The following is a 19,515-nucleotide window of genomic DNA, read 5'->3' on the forward strand; positions in this document are numbered from 1 at the left end:
TTTTTATTATGAAAATTATCTTCTTTGTTTTTGCTTTACTTCTTTCATTTTTTTCATCCCTCTTTGGTGTCTGCGACCTTGCATTTTTTCGTATTTGGCATATTGATCGGCACTTAAGATTGTTTTCATTTCTTTTTTCAGGGCTATTTGAGTATCTAATCGCTCTTTTCTAATCGCTAATTTTTCTTCCTCACTTAATTTTTTTCTGTCTTTACTCGCTTGCTTTCTTTTGGCTTCAGCTTTAGTAAAATGAGTGAGTAATAAATCTTCAACTTTTTCTTGCTGGTCTTCTGATAAATCTAGAGCTAAAGTTAATTTTTTGCTTTCTAATTCCGCGCGGTCTTTCGGGTTGATTTTACCCTTGCTGTCTAACCCGCGTTCCTTTTTATAATCTTCCCAATTTCTCTTTTTTTCTTGGGCTGTTGCAGTTAAGGTGCAAAATGCTATTGCAAATACGACTAATGTTTTCATGATATTGTTTTTTAATTGTTTGTCTTTAAGACCATATAAAATCCAAAGCGTTTAAAATTACTATTTTTTTTAACAAAAGTTTATAAGTGCTTAATTAGAATTTAAAAGGTTGATTGTGGTTTTGTATAAATTTTCATTTTCAATTTTTGATCTTATCCATGCGTGAAAACTTAAAGTGAATATGTCAACTTTAGACAGGTCATTAGTTGTAATACTAATTAAATAAGTATCCTCTAATTGGTAGCCGTTTTTATAAAAATTTCCCACCAATTTTAAAAAATACAGAATGTTATCTTGGTTGGATTCTTTGAGATAGAGGCTATATTTACGCCTAAAACTTCTTATTCTAGAAGTGTAAAGATCATCCTCATTCATTTCTAAATACAATAGAATTTCCACAAGATTTTTCTTAATAACCCAATCAAGTCCGGCTTTGTCCTTATACCATTCGTCAGTATGATAAAATTTTGAAATTATTGATTTTGCTTTTTTTAACTCTTCGTTTTGAAAATAAAACATTGCAAGGCACAATTTTAAATCGAGCAATGATTCAATATCACTATGATTTTTGTCCTTTATGGATTCTATAAGGATTATAGCGTCTTCTTGATTATTTGTATAGTTAAGATTAAGGGCTTTTATCAACGTAATTTTTAATTTAAAATCCTTTAATAAATTACCTCTATTCTGATGGATTAGCTCTTCCATTTCATTAATATAGTCCATAGATTCTGTAAATAGTCTATTTCTAAAATGAGTATTGGCAATGATGTATAGACAATGGATGCGATAATGAACTTGCTTAACTAAATTTTTCTTTTCATTGAGTATGTCATAGCACTCGATGGCAAAATCTCGGATTGATGAATAATCTTTTGTAACATAGGCTGAAACATCAAAAATGGATAGCAGCTGATATAAGGATTTGTAAGAAAGCGAATCATTCAGCGTAATATTGTGCTCTGCCAATAATGTTTTTAGAGTTGCTTCTATGTTTATTATTTCTCCCTTTCTGTTAATGTCATTGAGTATTGATTTCAATTTTGAATAAATGATGTTGAGGTCATCTTCATGCTGAAGGTATATTCGGTTTTGTTGTTGTTTTAAAATTAAGTCGTTAATGTCTGCCTTAGCAAACGTATGAGAATATTGAATTTTAGTATGATAAATTTCATTAAGGATAGGGAAGAGAGAATGTTCATCAGCTAAATTTTCTGCTTTATCTAAAAGCTTAAATGCAACCTTATAGTTTTTTTGAAGTAGGAATGAACGTGAGGCCAAAAGGTATTTTATAATCTGCATGTCAACAGAATTTTCACCTTCTAAATTTTTGTTCGCTGTGAAGTCAATTAGAGAATTAAATAGCCTATTTCTAAGAGCGTGATACGCAGGTCTATTTTGTTTGCCATATAGCTTTTGGCATATCTCTTTTGAGTTTAAGTCTTCTTTTGAAAGTAACTTGAATAATTCTACATTCTTGGTGTCATTTCGCTTGTTTTTAGATTCTAAGTAGTTTGAAAATTGGATTTGTTCTTCAGCTGAAAAGGTCTCTATTATGGATTTAATGTTTAACATTATATCATCAGAATAAAATTAATAATATCTCATGAATAGATGGTTATATGCGAATATACTTAAAAAATATCATTAGTATTTTGAAAAATCTGATTTTCAATTGTTGCTCATACTCTTCATATTTGCTCAGTAATAATCAATGAAACAGATATGAAATCTTATACCATCAAAACTATAATCTTAGGATTAGCTCTTGCCGTTTTATCGTTTTCAGAACCTTTGAAAACCTTCGCCAATGGTCAATTTGAAAAATGTGTATATATGATAAGTTCTAACTGTAAACCTACATCAAACCCAATTGGATTTTAATGAATAAGAATAAATTAAATACAGCCTTTTTTATTACTACTGGTATTTCAGTGGCAGTTTTTATTTATCTCGTTTTTTTAGGGTACGATGAAATCAAAACAGTTAAAGATGTCATTAAGATTTTTGCTTCGGTCGTATTCCCTTTACCGATGTTATTTTTCGTAAGGTTTATTCTTGTGCAGCATTTTATGCCCGTAAATACAGATGAATATAAATTAAAAAATCAGAGACCAGCTATTCTTTTGCTTCTAGTCTCATTTGCTTTAATCATTGGAATTATAAATGGAATTGAATTTTTGACCCAGAGCAAGTTAGAAGACAATCTTATTTTTGCACATCTCATAAACTCAACAACAATAAGTTCTTATGCCCTTAATTTCATTTTGTACAATAATTTAAAAGCCAATGGTATCTTAAGCGGTGCGCTTTTGGCTATAGCAATTCATATGTTTTTTATATCCGCTTAACATCAAATATTAATCATCAAAAAAATCTATTATGAATCAAATTTTCAGTAACTCAAACACAGTAACAAATTCACACAAGCGTGAAACATTGTTTAATTTTCAAACCATTATCGTAACAGGTTTATTAGCCTTTACTGCTATTGCTTTTTTCTTTTATAACGACTTAAGTGTTATAAAAGGCATTAAAGTCATTTTTGCACCTTTCTTATCAGTTGTCCCTTTGCTATTTATTCTGTCAATTTTAAGGGATATAAAAAAGGGTTTTGTCGAAGGTAATTATACTAAGGACAAAATATTAAAATTTGCCTTATTAACTGTTGGGATTACTGCTGTCTTTACAGGAATTACATGGCTGTTGTCTCAAATTGATGCCTTAGAAATATTACTTGCAGGGATTATTGCCATACTTAGTGCTGTATTCTTTCTAAGAAGTAAAATTAAAGACATTTTAGGAATGAGTATCGTTACCGGTATTGCAGAAGGTATTATCATCTATATGATTTTTCTCTTTTGATGGTAGGTTAATTGTTAACCCAAAACCTCGTAACTTCGGTTGCGGGGTTTTAAATTCAAACTCAAAAAAATAAACCTTATGAAATCAAAGTTTTCAAATGAAATTTCAGATTTGTTGGAGAATCAAGTGATATCAGCTGATACTGCTTCACGCATTGATTCGTATTACAATGCAAAATCAGGTGAAAAGCCTAATAAGTTATTCATGATTTTTGGAATCCTTGGCTCTAGTTTAATAGGCTTAGGAATCATCTTAATTCTAGCCCATAACTGGGACAATTTTTCAAAATCAATTAAGACCAGTTTGGCATTTTTACCTTTGATACTGGGGCAGATAGTTTGTGGATATTCAATTTTAAAGCAAAAAAGCGCGGTTTGGAGAGAGGCTTCAGCAGTATTCCTGTTCTTTTCAGTTGGTGCTTGCATTTCTCTTATAAGTCAGATTTATCATATTCCAGGGAATTTAAGTGGTTTTTTACTCACATGGCTTCTATTGTGCGTGCCCTTGGTATACCTTGCTAAATTTAAATCGGTTGCAATGTTGAGCATTGTCTTTGCTACATATTATAGTGTTGAAGCTGGTTATTCACTAATTGGATCTAATGCTACACCTTGGTATTATTTATTACTGTTTGTAAGTGTAATACCCTTTTATATTTATTGCCTCAGAAGCCATTCAAAATCTAATGCCGTGAGAATTTTAAATTGGATTGTGCCCTTAAGTTTAATAATAGCCTTGGGCACTTTTGTAGAAGAACAATGGCACTTAGGTTTTTTAATGTATGTTCTATTATTTGGCTTTATTTATAATGTTGGCACACTACCTTACTTTAAAAACTTTAAACTTAGAAATAATGGGTTTAAGGTTTTAGGCTCGTTAGGTACTGTAGTATTACTTTTAACTCTAAGTTTTAAAGGGTTTTGGCAAGAGTTTAATCATGAAACTTATATGTATTTAAGTCAAGAAGTTTTCTTTGTAATAATCTTGTTTACCTTATCTATATCTGCACTGATTTATTCAGTTTCAAAGCATGGTTATACTACATTAAATTTTTCAAACTACATTTTTATAGTATTTACTTTTTTCTTTTTTATAGGTCTTAGCAATGCATTGATAGGTGTGGTGTCAATAAATATTATGCTCTTTCTTTTTGGGCTTGGAGCTATCAAGAGAGGAGTCGAAGAATTTGATTTTAGAACCTCAAATTATGGACTACTAATAATTACTGCTTTAGTGGCCTGTAGATTTTTTGATACGGATATGAGTTTTGTATTAAGGGGAATACTTTTCCTCGGTGTAGGCACAAGCTTTTTCCTTACCAATTACTATATGCTAAAAAATCAAAACAAAATTAAAACCGAAAAATCATGAAAACAATATATGTATTTATAATTTTTGTCATACTTGTCTTAGTTCAATTGTTTATTCCATCTAAAATGATTTTGGATAGGGAATCAATTTTAGAAACAGGTAAGTATTACAAATTTAAAACACGACCTGTTGATCCAAATGATCCTTTTAGGGGAAAATATATTTCATTAGGATTTGACATAAATTCGGCAATTAGTAAAGATTCTACCATAAAAAGAGATGATAAAGTCTTGGTATACTTTGAAGACAGTTTAGGATATGCAAAATTGAATAGAATCAGTAAAAATAAATTAGATATTGACTTAGATTATGTTGAAGCAGAAGTAAGATGGTTAATGCCGAAGAACGAAACAGTTAATTTTAATTTACCTTTTGATAGATTTTACATGAACGAGTATAAAGCAAAACCAGCAGAGGAAGCTTATATTATTTCCCAGAGGCAGAGAAAACCTGTTGAAAAGCCAACCTATGCTCTTGTCGCTGTAAAATCAGGAGAAGCTGTTTTAACTAATGTTTTTATTGATGATATTCCGATTGCTGAGTATGTTGAAAAACAAGGTAAGCATTAATTTGTATCTTGAAGTTTAAAATCAATATCCATGACCTATTGGGTTTCAACCATATTAACCATTCTTGCAATTTATGTTGGTATTAGTATTGCTTTATATTACCTGCAGGACTACATGCTCTTTAAGCCAGAAAAACTACCAAAGGACTTTCAGTTTAATTACGATAATCAAAAGTTTAAGGAATACAATCTTGAAACTCGTGATGGCGCCACGATAAATGGATTATTGTTCATGCCATCAGGAAAGCCAAAAGGTACTGTGCTGTATCTTAAAGGCAACTCTAAAAGTATTAAAGGCTGGGGTAAATTTGCGGTTGATTTTACGCGTTTGGGTTATAATGTACTTATGGGTGATTATCGTGGTTTTGGAAAAAGTACTGGTAAGCGTTCACAGAAAGCCATTAAACGGGATCTTCAGGTCATTTATAATAAAATGAAGGAATTTACAGCTGAAGAAAATATTATCATCTATGGGCGTTCACTAGGGTCTGGCTTTGCGGCTAAACTCGCATCTACTAATAATCCAAGACTTTTAATTTTAGATGCTCCTTATTACAGTTTAACTAAAGTTACGGCACGTTATATGCCGTTTATGCCGTTATCTATTTTGATGAAATATCCACTGCCTACTTACAAATGGTTGAAATATGTACAGTGTCCTATTCATATTATACATGGGACAAAGGATAAATTAATTCCTTTTAAAACAAGTGTAAAGTTGGCACAGGTTAATCCGAAATTGACCAAGTTGCATCCAGTTATTGGGGGTGGACACAAAAATTTGAATACTTTTGAATCTTATCATGCCATGCTTCAAGAAATACTAGAAGATGAAGCTAAGAAAATTGACCTATCAACCACAAGTATTAATGTCATTCACAGCTCTAAAAAATCAAAAATCAAACCTTAAGAAAGTCATTCTTTGGGCTGTTGGACTTTACGTTATGATAGGGACTATACTTTACACTATTCAAGAAAAAATCTTATTTCTTCCAACCACTTTGGAGCAAGATTATCAGTATAAGTTTGAAACGTCTTTCGAAGAACTTTTCATTAAAACGGAAGACGGGTCGCGATTAAATGGGCTTCATTTTAAGGCTGAGAACCCCAAAGGAGTTGTTTTGTATTTTCATGGAAACGCTGGTGATTTATCCCGTTGGGGCTTGATTGTTGAGCCATTTACTAAGTATAATTATGATGTTATTGTCATGGATTATCGAACCTACGGAAAAAGTACAGGTGCGTTAAGTGAAAAGAATTTATATGAAGATGCACAGTTGTTTTTTGGTTATACAAAAGAGCACTTTGATGACAAAGACATCATCATTTATGGTCGGTCATTAGGTACAGGAATCGCTTCGAAATTAGCCTCTCAGAATAACATACAACAACTTATTCTCGAAACGCCATATACCACAATTGTTGATGTTGGGAAGCATAGGTTTCCAATTTTTCCGGTAGAAACACTTCTAAAATATAAATTACCAACTGTAGAGTATTTAAAGAATGTTGATTGTCCGATTACTATATTTCATGGTACTGCGGATGATGTGGTGCCCTATAAATTTGGTAAAGAGCTAAAAGAAAAATACTCCAATAAAATAGAAATGATAACTATTGAAGGTGGAGGGCACAATGATTTAGCAAACTATATGGCCTATCACGAGAACCTTAAAAAAGTGTTGAATTAAAAAGGCTTCAATTTAAATTGAAGCCTTTTTAATTAATTATTCTCGATATTAATTTTACGCATTCTTAATGCTAAAATTCACTCGAATTGACGGTTCCTATTTAATCATTAGGGTTAAGGATATTGTCAACACGCTCAATAGCATCAGCAATGTGAATTCTGCTCATAGCATCTCGTCCACCTGCAGATCGCAACTGACTTCTTAGTGACTTCAATTCAGCTCTAACGATAGCTCTAATATCAGATTGACTTACATTTACTTGTGTACTACTAATAAAACGTCTGAACTGTGCCGGGATAGGAGGCTGCTCTTGCGTCATTAAATACTCCATACGCTCAATATAAGCACGTTGAAGGTTTCTTCTATAGATATCGATAGATCTTCCTGTACGTAATTCACTAAATAAACCACGACGTAAATCCTTCATCATGTCATATAATTCATAAGCGTCATTTCCATTCATGGTCTCGTTTTCAAGCATACGTTGCATACGACCAAAATCTAATAGATTATTTAATGTTCTAACCTGAGTTCCTCTAATACGCTCTATGCTACCGTCACTTTCAAATTTATTCAAGATGTTTTCGTCTAGCATCCATTCTGGAGTTTCGAAGAGTTGCTCATGTAAAAACATGTGCGCTTTCTTTTGATGATCTTTAGCCACAGGTGTATAAACAGCTCCTTCTTGGTCAAAGGTTTTATAAATCTCATAAACACCACCAACATTGGCAGCAACATGACCCATATAGCGATTAAACTGACCTAAAACCTGACCGTACATAGTTTCTAAATCGTCATAGTTTTTACCGTCTTCGGCAGTCCACTCGATTAAATTAGGAACGATACGTTTAAGATTTTTAATACCATAATCGGAAGCTAAAACAGCATCGTCACCTAAATCCTCTGTCTGAGAACTTGGATCTATAACACTAAATTGTTGACGACCAAACCTGTACATTGGGTCACCAGCGTGTTCTAAAATCCAACTATCTAAAGTTTTCTTTTCATCTTCGCCAGACTTTGCGTCTAAAATTGGACGGTAACCCCATTCAATAGCATATTTGTCATAAGGCCCAATATTAGGCATTAATGCTACTCCTTCGTCGCCAGGTTGAGCCACGTAGTTGAAACGCGCATAATCCATAATAGATGGTGCTGTTCCGTATTCTTTTGTGAATTCTGGATCACGTAATTTTTCTACAGGATAAGCAACACTAGAACCCATGTTGTGTGGTAATCCAAGTGTATGACCAACTTCGTGAGCTGATACAAAACGGATTAAACGTCCCATCACTTCATCTTTAAACGCTACACCTCTTGCATCTGGGTTGATGGCTGCAGTTTGTACGAAGAACCAGTTACGTAATAACGTCATGACGTTGTGATACCAGTTAATGTCACTTTCTAAAATCTCACCAGAACGTGGATCACTAACGTGAGGCCCATTGGCATTAGGGATTGGAGAAGCCAAATAACGAACTACAGAATAGCGGGCATCTTCTGGGCTCCATTCTGGGTCTTCTTCTGCAGTTGGCGGCTCCATAGCAATAATGGCGTTCTTAAATCCTGCGGCCTCAAAGGCAACTTGCCAATCTTCAATTCCTTGTTTTATGTAAGGCTTCCATTGGTCTGGGGTTGCTCTATCTACATAATAAATAATAGGTTTTTTTGGCTCTACTAATTCACCTCTTTTAAATTTTTCAACATCTTCGTCTTTAACTTCAAGTCTCCAGCGATCTAAATACGTTAATCGCTTACTTTCTTGAGCATCTAAGCCATAATCTGTTGTTCCACTAGTAAACCAACCCACACGCTGATCAAAATAACGACGTTGCATCGGTACTTTAGGTAACAAAATCATTGAGTTGTTAATCTCTAAAGTGATAGCACCGGTATTGGAGTTTGAAGGAGGTCTACCAGCTGAGTATGTTTTTACAGTACGAGATTCAATATTTGTAGGGTAGGATTTTAAACTTTCAATATATGAAAGCTGCCCATCCAAACGGGTAATTCTGTATTGTTGTCTTCTAGGTTGTGGAAACCCTAAAGGCTTAACATCTTTAGCAAATAAATCAGTAACATCAATAACTGTTTTAGTAGAATCCTTGCTGAAAGCTTTTATCGGAAATGTAGCAATAACAGGTTCTAAGTTTGAATTGACTACAGCTTCGTGTACTGGCAATGAATCTGCAGCAACAACACTATGAGAGACCATTCTAAGAAGAATCTTCTTGTCCTTTTTCTGCCAGCGTAATACTTGCTCGCTCAATTTTCCACCACCAAAACCAAGACCAGAAGCCGTTTTAGCGATACGGGTAACCATTAACATTTCTCTTTCAAATAATGTGTCAGGAATTTCGTAGAAATATTTATCATCGATTTTATGGACATCGAAAAGTCCTTCATCAGTTTTAGCCTCTTTAGTTATAACCTTGTCATAAGGCTGAATATCATTCTTGCCAGGTTTTTTAGAAGGCGGTTTTGCCATGGCTGAAGCGCCAGATTTAGATTTGCTAGCTTTCTTGGTTGTAGAACAAGAAAACGCTAAAAATGCGGTAACTACAAACAGTAGTCGGATAGTTAGGTGTTTCAAAATATGTCGGTTTTTTTAAAAATTCTTGTGAAAATAAGGATATAATGGTTGAGGCTAGCCTAAAAAACACGATTTTAGTATTTCTTTAACGCACAGCACTTTCAAAAAAAAAGTAATACCTATAGGAATTTGTCTATGATGCTTATATTGAAACTTTGTGTAGATTATACTATTTCTACAAATAAACCTTCCTCAGTTTTATTCACTTTTGCCACACCATTTTTAGTTAGTCCTTTAATGGCTTTGTCCCATTTTTTATTACTTAACCCAGATTGATTTTTAAGTTCAGTCAAATCAATAGGTGAGTTGCTTTTTAAAATTGAAAACACTGCTTTTTCTTCCTCAGTCATTTCCACTTTTTTACGTTCTGGTCTCATTTGAGGGAAGAACAACACCTCTTGTATCGATTGATTATTGGTTAAAAACATGATGAGTCGATCCATACCAATTCCCATACCAGAGGTTGGAGGCATTCCATATTCTAACGCGCGTAAAAAATCATGATCTATAAATTCTGTGGCTTCATCATCACCTTTTTGTGCCAATTTTAATTGATGTTCAAAACGCTCGCGTTGATCGATAGGATCATTTAATTCCGAATAGGCATTGGCAATTTCTTTTCCGCAGACCATCAGTTCAAAACGTTCTGTTAATTCTGGATTTTCACGATGCTCTTTACACAACGGACTCATCTCTTTTGGGTAGTCTGTAATAAAAGTTGGCTGAATGTAATTGCCTTCACATTTTTCGCCAAAAATCTCATCGATGAGTTTACCTTTGCCCATCGTCTCATCCACTTCGATATTCATATCCTTAGCTGCTTGTCTGATTTCAGCTTCAGATTTTCCATAGATATCAAAACCTGTAAATTCTAAAATAGAATCACGCATTGTAATGCGTTTGTATGGAGCTTTAAAATCTACATGATGCTCTCCAAAAGTCGCTTCAGTTGTCCCATTTACAGCTACAGCACAATGCTCTAAAAGACGTTCGCAGAATTCCATCATCCAGTTATAATCTTTGTAAGCCACATAGATTTCCATAGCGGTAAACTCAGGGTTATGGGTTCTGTCCATACCTTCATTTCTGAAGTTTTTAGAAAACTCATAAACACCGTCAAAACCACCAACGATTAACCGTTTTAAGTACAATTCATTGGCAATACGCATGTAAAGCGGAATATCTAAACTGTTATGGTGCGTAACAAATGGTCGTGCTGCAGCACCACCAGGAATGGGTTGTAAAATTGGTGTCTCTACTTCAAAATAACCAGCATTATTAAAAAAATCACGCATGGCATTAAAGAGCTTTGTGCGTTTTACAAAAACCTCTTTTACTTTTGGATTGACCACCAAATCTGCATATCGCTGTCTGTAGCGTTGCTCAGGATCAGTAAAAGCATCATGAACGTTTCCATCAGCATCCACTCGAGGTTGTGGTAATGGTTTTAATGCTTTACTTAGAAGGGTGAAACCCTTTACCATGACGGTTTTCTCACCAACTTGTGTTGTAAATAATACACCTTCAATCCCAATAAAATCACCAATATCTAGAAGCTTTTTATAGACTTCGTTGTATAATGTTTTGTCTTCACCAGGACAGATTTCATCACGGTTAAAATAGACTTGAATACGTCCTTCACTATCCTGAAGTTCAGCAAATGAAGCTTTCCCTTGGATACGACGAGACATCAACCTCCCCGCAATAACGACCTTTTTACCTTCTTCGTAATTAGATTTTATCTGTTTAGACGTGTGATCTAAAGCAAATAAATCCGCTGGATAGGGATTTATGCCGAGGTTACGTAATTTTTCAAGCTTCTCGCGTCGTACTAGTTCTTGTTCTGAAAGCTGCATGGTCTATTTCTAAAATTAGAATGCAAAATTACGTTATTTATAGCAACAATAAAACAAAGAAACTGTTCGAAAAGTGTCATTCTGAATGAAATGAAGAATCTCATAAAATATGAGTTGAACCAAATGGTTTGATATGGTAAATGTAGTTGAAGTTTTAATTATATAAAGAATCGAGATTTGATGTCAGGTTGAGCGCAGTCGAAACCTATTTAATAAGCAAATATATAAAGACCTTTCGACTGCGCTCAAGGTGACATACTTTGATTGTATTGACAGCCTTTATATTAGGAATGGTCTTATTTAGCAGCTACAACCGTTCCCTTAATTTTTAGGGTTTTCTCTCCTTCTTTTGCATTAGAGAGCACAGTAATTGTTTTTGTAAAGGCACCAAGCTTCTTAGTGTCGTACTTAATCTCTAATTCTCCTGAATTCCCTGGTAAAATAGGGTCTTTTGAGTAATTAGGTACGGTACAGCCACAGCTTGTTTTAACCTTTGAGATAATCAAAGGCGCATCACCTTCATTTTTAAAGGTAAAGATTCTGGTGCCGTCAGCATGTTGCTCAATAGTGCCGTAATCCACAACTTCCGATTCGAAAGTTAGGATGGCTACAGCATTTTCAACTGTGGATTTTGTTGGGGCCATACTTAATAGCCCAGCAATAAATAAAATAAAAAACGATGTGTTTACTGTTCGTTTCATGATAAAAAGTTTTTATGATTAATAATGAAACAAACTTCAACGAAATGATTCAAAATTCTGGAAAACAAAGGTTGGAAATTGGTACTAGTACCACGGTTGAATTTTAAAACTATTTGACAAACAGAGATTTAGCTTCGTCTCTAGATTGCACGTTTAACTTTTTGTAAATGTTATTGGTGTGTGATTTTACGGTACTAACACTTAAAAATAGAGCTTCAGCTATGTCTTTATTCGATTTATCTTCTAACAAATGGTCTAAAACCACCTGCTCTTGTTTAGATAACTGTTCTTTGAGATGTGCTTTTTTCTGCTTTTTGTTGGTATAATATTTCACAGCGACCCAAATGTTAAGCCCTAAAGAAAAAACAAGTAAGGCAATTAAAGCATAGTACTTAAACTTGGACTCAGGTTCTTCCGTAGTAGAAATCATATAGGTATCTGCAGCAAGTTCGTTGTTGTATTGCAGTGTATAAGCCGTATTTGGGTATTTTGAATTTAGATTAGTTTCAAGATTTTGATAATAGTCATTATCCTTTAAATCCTCAACATAATAACTATGAAACTCATTACTGCGATCCGATAGAAAGGAATAGACATACAAATTGGCTAATGGTTCGTTAAGCGAATCTCCAAAATTTTGAAGTGTATTAAACCACTTTTTATTGTTCAATTTTCTGTTGGCTTCAGTCCTTAAATCACCGTAAGCAAAGCGCATATCGGCCTTTAAAGAATCTATCTTTACCAAGGCATTGGCGTTGGGGTTTGTGGAATCGATGTTACAAAAAATTTGTTTATCGAAAGAGTAGGGTAGTTTTAAAGTGTCTTGATTGTTGGCTATAAATAACAGCTCACGGCTATCAGGACAGTGTCCATTAAAATGATTGATGTCTTGTTGAAATACATCGCAATTATCGATATGGATGCGGTAGATACGATTGTCGGGATTTAGAAAATTACCTTTAAATTCAAAATAGCCCGCTTCGTCTGCAGTAGTTTTTGCTATAATTTGTTCGGTATAGACGCCATTTAGCTTTCTAAAATCTTCAACAATGGATAAATAAACGGTGCTTTGCCATTCTTCAGGATTTATCTGTCCCGAGAATGAAAATTGCGCACTACAGAAGTTAGCAACACAAAGAAAACCTAAAAGGATCATCTGTTTCACAAAAACGAATCTACTTAATTTTTTATAAATTAAGTGTAGAGAACCTTCAAATTGTAACAAATGACACCTATTTTCGACATATAGTTACATCAATCAAATCAAATCAATACATGAGTATTTTTAGAGTTATTCTCTCCATTATTTGCCCGCCATTAGCTGTTATAGATAAAGGTTGTGGCTCCATATTTATCGTCTTTTTATTGTGGCTTTGTGGCTGGGTGCCCGGCGTCATAGCAGCCTTGGTTATTTTAAACAATCCGAATAGATAATTACTATCTTTGCGGCATGAATAAAACGGTAAAGGTTCAAGATTTAGGCACAAAGGATTTTAAGGAAACCTGGGACTATCAGGAGACGCTATTCAAAGCTATTCTAGACACAAAAATTAAGAATAGAAGGGAAGATGCTGGGCTAGAAACTGATAATAATTTTCTATTTGTAGAGCATCCTCATGTGTATACCTTGGGAAAAAGTGGTGATATGTCTAATCTTCTATTAAATGAAGAGCAACTGACTGAAAAAGGGGCAACGTTTTATAAGATCAATCGTGGGGGAGATATAACCTATCACGGACCAGGACAGATTGTGGGCTATCCCATTTTAGATTTAGATAATTTCTTCACGGATATTCATAAGTACTTACGTTTTCTTGAAGAAGTCATCATCCTCACTTTGGCTGAGTATGGTTTAAAGACCGAACGCAGCCCTGGTGAAACAGGAGTTTGGTTAGATGTTGGCACTCCGTTTGCGCGTAAAATCTGTGCGATGGGAGTCCGTGCCAGTCGTTGGGTCACCATGCATGGTTTTGCTTTAAACGTCAATGCTGATTTAGGCTATTTTGATAATATTATTCCTTGCGGTATTAGAGGTAAAGCGGTAACCTCTTTAAATGTTGAGTTAGGCGTTGACAAAGTTGATGAAGCTGAGGTTAAGGAAAAGTTATTAAAGCATTTTAAGACAATGTTTGAAGCTGAACTGAATTACGATTCCGCATTAAAAAACACCTTATAAAAATGCATTTTTTTGTCATTATCATAGCCACGTTCTAAATATTCGGCAGAGGCATCTGGTGCATCAACATCTAATTTTATCTGGATGTTAGTATCGAGCTTAATTTCCGTTTTAATCTTTTGTTTTTGCTTCTTTAGTGCAATCTCTGAAACATCAAATTGATTTCTAATTAAAACCTTATTGTCGCTCTCATAGGATTTTTTATAATCTTCAAAGAGCTGAATCTGGTCTTCTTCTTCAAAAACTTCTTCTTTAAAGGTTTCGATATTTACAATTTCGTTTTCTTTAAAAAAGTCAACTGTTTTTGCTAAAAAATTGCTTTGTTCTTGCCCCCCAAAATTGGTTTGTAGCACTTCTTTTGAGAATTCTCTACACAGCTCAATGTAATTTTTGGTGTGCTGATTACTGTCATCGGGATATGCAATATTTAAGAAATGCTTTATCCAGTATTGCGTGTCGTACGAATTGTTATCCACACTCAATACAATTTTTCCTTCTCTGTCCGAGGTATTTAAAATCAAACAGCCTTTATCCACTTTTTTGGCTTGTATGCCTTTTTGTACAGCAATATCGTAGCTATTATCCTCAAGATATGTCTGAAAAAATTCTGTCTTATTTTCAATTTTAAATATGCCGACGGCATCCGTAAAATAATCTTCGTATTGGATGTTTTCAAAATGGCAAACAAGTACATCACCAGTTTTAATTTGGGCGGAATTGCTTTGCTCAAACAAGTGGGTAACTATATGTTTAGAAACAGGAATAAATTCTGATTCAGTTTCAAATATCTGATCACTGTAGGTGTTGATTTCATTGAGGTTAACATCAGAATGGTGATGAAAACGATAGGTTTCCGCAACACTCACAAAAGGCTTTAATAAGTATGGTAAAATAAGGTTGTAGGTGGCTTCATCAAAATCAATGGTCTCGTCAGAAAATTTATTTTTGGTGTCGTTGAATTTGTTGCCAACTTTATGAATAATGAGTTGCTTTATTGAAGCTTTTTGACGTTTAATCATTTTATTAATTGTACCGTTGATGAGGCTTTAGAACTGTTTTTAAATAAGAGAAAATTATGTTCTGCAATACTACAAAAGGTAGGGCTTAAAACTAAAGAAAACACCAAAATAATTTGGTGTTTTCAGATTCAGGGACTTAGGTTTGGTTACTGCTACATTTTTATAAATTCCACACGTCTATTTTTAGACTTCCCATCCGAAGTGCTATTATCATCGACAGGCTCACTTTCGCCCTTACCTTCAGTTGTTAATCGCTCTCCCGAAATATTATAAACCCTGACCAATGCATCTTTTACAGCTACAGCTCTGTCTTTAGATAATTTAAGGTTGGCCTCATCGGCGCCATCAGAATCGGTATGACCGATAATATTTAGTTTCATGCTTCCATCTTGCATTAATACCTGCGATATTTGACGAATGATTCCCATAGATTGGGGTTGTATGTTTGAAGACCCAGAATCGAATAAAATTCCGTTGGTAGAAATTTTACCTTCGGCCAATAATTTCCGCCTTAAATCCTCTCCGCCTTCGGCTACTTTAAGATTTCTTATAAATACTCGTTCTTCTCCAGGCTTAAACCCGTAAATATGAAACTTAATATAGTTGAGTACATTTAGTTCTTCAACCATACGAGGAATATCAATATACTTTTCTTGATTTACCCATAAGCGAAGCCGTTCTTTTGTCACTGCAATAGAAATATGTGGATTGTTTTTTACTTCTTCACGTAGATCTGCCTTTAGGCTACTATTAATTCTACCTGCTTTACGGTTAAAGAAGTTGTAGGCTGTAACATCGTAAGGAGCATACTGACCAAATGGAATTGATAGTTTAATATGATGACTGTCTCCAGCACTGAATTTGTCCGTATCGCTTAAATAAATATACAACCGTGCACTGTTTCCTAAATTTTTTGCAAGACCAGAAGAAAGTACGTCAAACTCAATAGTATAGTCTTCGGGGAGCTTATTAATATCCGGAATTACAAATAGTCTATAGCCTGGTTTTAGCTCTAACCAATTACCATCAACTTTATTGAATTTTACAATTCCTCCAGAACCATTTGTGTTCCAGCGACTTGGTAAATCACCTATGAAATCTTGTGAAAAATCATCGAAAAACAACAACTTATCTCCGGGGACAAAGTCGAATCTACTATAAGCTTCCAATCCATCTGAAACGTTTGAAGGGACAGTTTCAGTTACTTCTTCGGAATTGGTATCACCTACAGATTCATTGTTGTCTTCATCATCAGCTTCGGTAGTTTCATCATCTTCAGTTTCATCTTCGCTTTCAGAATCGCTTTCGTGTTCACGTTGCCCAAGGAGCAACTCCTTAGCTGTTTTTATGCTATAATTTAGAGCTTTTTTCGCCTTGTTAATTTGTAAAGTTGCCTTTGCCTGTTTAAGTGCTCCTTGTCCGTTTAAGTCACTCAAAATATTTGGTGCATTATCACTAAGCGCTGTCATTTCGTCTAAAGCATCTTCCAAAACGTCAATGTCATCATCGTCTAGAGATGTCCCAGCCGATGCATAACCATCATATTTGTAAACCTTATCATATAGGTCAAAAGACTCTTGAACAAAATTATCGGTGCTAGAAATGCCGACCTTACTTTTTGGACGTTTAATTTTTTTGGTTTGTGCTTTGAGTAATGGTGCAGCAAAAAGCAATACACTAAAAATTAGTATTATTTGCTTGAGGGATATTGATGTTTTCATTGTAAGTATATGATTAATAGCCGTCTAAAGTTAGTGATAACTATTGAAATCAAAAAATGAAAATTTTCTACAACACTGATTTAATTCAATTTATAAACAATAATGCTTTTGTCGTCACTTTGAGTAATCAATTCTAATCCTCTTGAAGTATCTAGTTTTTCGAGTATGGCAGATTCAACTCCATAGACCGGGAAGTTAGGGATTGCTTTCGCCTGACTATCGTATAGATAGACCTGCTTTGTTTGCTTGTCTGTAATTGTGATGTAGATTTTATCGTTAAGATAGAAGATTTTTGGGGCCGTGTAATCTCCAAAATCAAGATCAACAGTCCTACTTTTTATACTTAAGCGACTATCCGAAAAACTGGTTAAAGTTTTACTAGTAGTATAAATCTTATGATTGGGCTGAAGTGAAAGGTTTTCTTTAGTGACTCGCCCTCTAGTGTCCACTTGCACTAAGCTTCCTGAATTATTTGTAGTCGTAAATCTATCCTCATACAAAAAGATTTCATTATCTGAAAAGTCTATAGTTTCAGAAACGTTAACTCGAATATCACCTTGGCGACTCAGAACTTTCAATTTATTTTTGGCACTAAATACAATGTAATCTTTTCTTCCGATTCTAAAATGTTTTGGCTGTGAAGTGATGGTGCCAGTTTTAGAATAATCGAAGCCATTGACTGATTCCCCTTTGGCTGAATACATCAATAGCTCTTTGTCTTGTGTTACTAACAACCTGTAGTTGCGATTATTGTCGTAATCAAAAACAGAAAGTGGCTGAGTAATTTTATCATTAAATTTTAGAGGAAAAGGAGCGACGTCGTTACCATTTCTATCCAACACATACACACGGTTTGGTGTTGCAAATGCTAGTTGTAGCCTTCCGTTTTTGTACATGTCTATTTGTTCAATGTTGCCAAGAACAGGGCCGTGTAATTGTTTTTTCCAAAGTGTTTTTCCGCTACTAGAAATTTGGTAAAGAATATTGTTGATGTCTTGCACTACAATATCGCTTCCTTTGGTAATATGGTTTTTCACCGTTTGGGGAGGCAGAAGAATAGTGTTTGGCAGCGACACATTAAATTCTTCTGTGACACTATTAGTAGGTCGGCGCTTTGTGTATTTTTTTACAACACCGTTAATATGTGCAAAGTCATTATCATAAACTAACTGAACTGCATTTGTATCATAATCTGAAAAATCTTTACCAAGTGCATCACTCAAAGCTTTTCCATTTTTGTAAATAAAAAGAGAAGAGGCATCACTAAGGTAGGTGTACATGTCTTTAAATTGCTCAGAAGTGCTGAGCGTTTTATTGTTGAGATGATCACTGATGATTTCTTTTAGGACATCAGAGTTTTGAGAAAACAAAAGGAAATCATCTACCTTAACTATATAGTTAACTTCATCCAAACTTATGAAAGGTTCAAAACGAGATTGAAATGTGTCTTTTTGATTGAAGGTATAAATGTCAAAATCTCTGTAGGTTTCAGAAAAGGTTTGTAAAGTTATGATTTCCGCTATAAGTTCAACATCTAAAGCATGAACAGCAATGACATCACCTTGAGGAGTTTCTATCAGTCCGATTTCATTACTGTAATCCAGAAAAGTGGCGCTGCTGTCTATTGGTTTTTTAAGCCGCTTTTTTAGTTGTAAATCAAATCTTTTAAAATCATCGAAGGAAACACTGACAAATCCTTTTGAATCTGAAGGAGCAATTTTGGCTGTTTGTAAAGGTTGCGGATTACTTTCATTAAAGACGTTTAGGACGAAACTAGAATCCGCTTCAGTAATACCGTTGTACCGCATTGAGTTGTTATCAAATTCAAAATCTAATGCCGTATAGTTAGTAATTTTAGTGTCGTCATTACCCAGATGATTTAAATAAAAGTTGGAAGCCACTTTAGCTGTGTTCTTAAAAACGAAGGAAGCTGTCTTTTCGGAATGTGTTGTTTTTAATAATGACTTTAATGCATTGCTGGATGTTGTAGGCTCAATAGTCTCAACTTTTTGTTGGCTATTGCTTCCGTAGAAATAACCATTCTTTATAGTATGGTATAATGTGTCTGTATCAATGATAGTTTTTTTAATTCCGGTTTTTCCTAGAGTTATAGAAAGTACGTTTGAAACTGAATCCAGAACAAGAAGTGTAGAATCTTGTTTGGTAATAAAACTATAGATAGGGGTAATAGAGTCTTCCGTAAATGTTATTAAAAACTCCTCTTTAGGTTTAAAATGGCTTAATAGTTTGGTAAGGCTCTTAGCGGATGAATTATTAAATTTTGAAAATGCATCGTCCGTTTCGGCAACAGTTAAAAAATCATTGAAGGCGTTTACCTTAATAATAAGGTCTTCTTCCAAAATAAAATCTGAAGCTGTAAATTTTGAGGAGTTGTTTTTCTGACAAGAAAATATTGACGTGAAAATAAGGGCACACAATATATATTGTCTCATGGGCTAATTCTTTTTTACAAATATAATAGA

General features: G+C 34.2%; 17 protein-coding genes. 8 read left to right on the forward strand and 9 right to left on the reverse strand.

Going from position 1 to position 19,515, the window contains the following annotated elements; all coding sequences use genetic code 11:
• Positions 1–15: 15 nt before the first annotated feature.
• Both ACFEMA_RS07110 and ACFEMA_RS07115 read right to left on the reverse strand, forming a co-directional pair.
• Complete coding sequence (locus ACFEMA_RS07110; protein WP_411767383.1) at positions 16–471, reverse strand: hypothetical protein; 456 nt, start codon at positions 469–471, stop codon at positions 16–18.
• Between the two features lie 90 nt (positions 472–561).
• Positions 562–2,046 (reverse strand): hypothetical protein, encoded by a 1,485-nt coding sequence (locus ACFEMA_RS07115; RefSeq protein WP_411767384.1) that lies wholly within the window; start codon positions 2,044–2,046, stop codon positions 562–564.
• Positions 2,047–2,354: 308 nt separating this feature from the next.
• Between ACFEMA_RS07115 and ACFEMA_RS07120 the strand changes: the two genes are divergently transcribed.
• The 6 genes from ACFEMA_RS07120 (at position 2,355) to ACFEMA_RS07145 (ending at position 6,966) form a co-directional block, all read left to right on the forward strand.
• The gene (locus tag ACFEMA_RS07120; protein ID WP_411767385.1) at positions 2,355–2,822 is read left to right on the forward strand and encodes a hypothetical protein; all 468 of its coding nucleotides are present in this window, start codon (positions 2,355–2,357) and stop codon (positions 2,820–2,822) included.
• 31 nt (positions 2,823–2,853) lie between these two features.
• The gene (locus ACFEMA_RS07125; RefSeq protein ID WP_411767386.1) at positions 2,854–3,336 is read left to right on the forward strand and encodes a hypothetical protein; all 483 of its coding nucleotides are present in this window, start codon (positions 2,854–2,856) and stop codon (positions 3,334–3,336) included.
• Between the two features lie 78 nt (positions 3,337–3,414).
• The gene (locus ACFEMA_RS07130; RefSeq protein WP_411767387.1) at positions 3,415–4,707 is read left to right on the forward strand and encodes a DUF2157 domain-containing protein; all 1,293 of its coding nucleotides are present in this window, start codon (positions 3,415–3,417) and stop codon (positions 4,705–4,707) included.
• Positions 4,704–5,276, forward strand: coding sequence for a GDYXXLXY domain-containing protein (locus tag ACFEMA_RS07135; protein ID WP_411767388.1), 573 nt, complete (start codon positions 4,704–4,706; stop codon positions 5,274–5,276). Before ACFEMA_RS07130 ends, ACFEMA_RS07135 begins: the two co-directional genes overlap by 4 nt.
• Before the next feature lie 30 nt (positions 5,277–5,306).
• Positions 5,307–6,185 (forward strand): alpha/beta hydrolase, encoded by an 879-nt coding sequence (locus ACFEMA_RS07140; RefSeq protein ID WP_411767389.1) that lies wholly within the window; start codon positions 5,307–5,309, stop codon positions 6,183–6,185.
• Positions 6,145–6,966 carry an alpha/beta hydrolase gene (locus ACFEMA_RS07145; protein ID WP_411767390.1) on the forward strand — a complete coding sequence of 274 codons (822 nt, stop codon included), beginning with the start codon at positions 6,145–6,147 and terminating at the stop codon, positions 6,964–6,966. The genes ACFEMA_RS07140 and ACFEMA_RS07145 overlap by 41 nt, the downstream gene beginning before the upstream one ends.
• Before the next feature lie 100 nt (positions 6,967–7,066).
• On the opposite strand, the gene ACFEMA_RS07150 is transcribed toward ACFEMA_RS07145, so the two are convergent.
• From ACFEMA_RS07150 to ACFEMA_RS07165, 4 genes are all read right to left on the reverse strand, one after another.
• Positions 7,067–9,454 carry a zinc-dependent metalloprotease gene (locus tag ACFEMA_RS07150; protein ID WP_411767407.1) on the reverse strand — a complete coding sequence of 796 codons (2,388 nt, stop codon included), beginning with the start codon at positions 9,452–9,454 and terminating at the stop codon, positions 7,067–7,069.
• Positions 9,455–9,723: 269 nt separating this feature from the next.
• Positions 9,724–11,415, reverse strand: a complete 1,692-nt coding sequence (gene lysS / locus ACFEMA_RS07155) for a lysine--tRNA ligase (RefSeq protein WP_411767391.1) — start codon at positions 11,413–11,415, stop codon at positions 9,724–9,726.
• Between the two features lie 296 nt (positions 11,416–11,711).
• On the reverse strand, positions 11,712–12,116 hold the full coding sequence (locus ACFEMA_RS07160) for a DUF1573 domain-containing protein (protein ID WP_411767392.1): 405 nt from the start codon (positions 12,114–12,116) through the stop codon (positions 11,712–11,714).
• Positions 12,117–12,225: 109 nt separating this feature from the next.
• Complete coding sequence (locus ACFEMA_RS07165) at positions 12,226–13,272, reverse strand: response regulator transcription factor (RefSeq protein WP_411767408.1); 1,047 nt, start codon at positions 13,270–13,272, stop codon at positions 12,226–12,228.
• 119 nt (positions 13,273–13,391) lie between these two features.
• On the opposite strand from ACFEMA_RS07165, the gene ACFEMA_RS07170 reads away from it, so the two are divergent.
• Together ACFEMA_RS07170 and lipB are read left to right on the forward strand one after the other, a co-directional pair.
• Entirely contained in the window at positions 13,392–13,550 is a 159-nt protein-coding gene (locus tag ACFEMA_RS07170) for a YqaE/Pmp3 family membrane protein (RefSeq protein WP_411767393.1), read from the forward strand.
• A gap of 16 nt (positions 13,551–13,566) precedes the next feature.
• The gene (gene lipB, locus ACFEMA_RS07175) at positions 13,567–14,292 is read left to right on the forward strand and encodes a lipoyl(octanoyl) transferase LipB (RefSeq protein WP_411767394.1); all 726 of its coding nucleotides are present in this window, start codon (positions 13,567–13,569) and stop codon (positions 14,290–14,292) included.
• Here lipB and ACFEMA_RS07180 read toward each other — a convergent pair.
• The 3 genes from ACFEMA_RS07180 to ACFEMA_RS07190 all read right to left on the reverse strand — a co-directional run bounded on the left by ACFEMA_RS07180 (position 14,262) and on the right by ACFEMA_RS07190 (position 19,485).
• Positions 14,262–15,311, reverse strand: a complete 1,050-nt coding sequence (locus ACFEMA_RS07180; protein WP_411767395.1) for a nucleoid-associated protein — start codon at positions 15,309–15,311, stop codon at positions 14,262–14,264. The two genes, lipB and ACFEMA_RS07180, sit on opposite strands and share 31 nt — an antisense overlap.
• A 152-nt stretch (positions 15,312–15,463) precedes the next feature.
• The gene (locus tag ACFEMA_RS07185) at positions 15,464–17,032 is read right to left on the reverse strand and encodes an OmpA family protein (protein ID WP_411767396.1); all 1,569 of its coding nucleotides are present in this window, start codon (positions 17,030–17,032) and stop codon (positions 15,464–15,466) included.
• Between the two features lie 80 nt (positions 17,033–17,112).
• On the reverse strand, positions 17,113–19,485 hold the full coding sequence (locus tag ACFEMA_RS07190) for a ribonuclease HII (protein ID WP_411767397.1): 2,373 nt from the start codon (positions 19,483–19,485) through the stop codon (positions 17,113–17,115).
• Between the last annotated feature and the right edge of the window lie 30 nt (positions 19,486–19,515).

Source organism: Winogradskyella sp. A3E31, from assembly GCF_046720935.1.
Lineage (GTDB): Bacteria > Bacteroidota > Bacteroidia > Flavobacteriales > Flavobacteriaceae > Winogradskyella.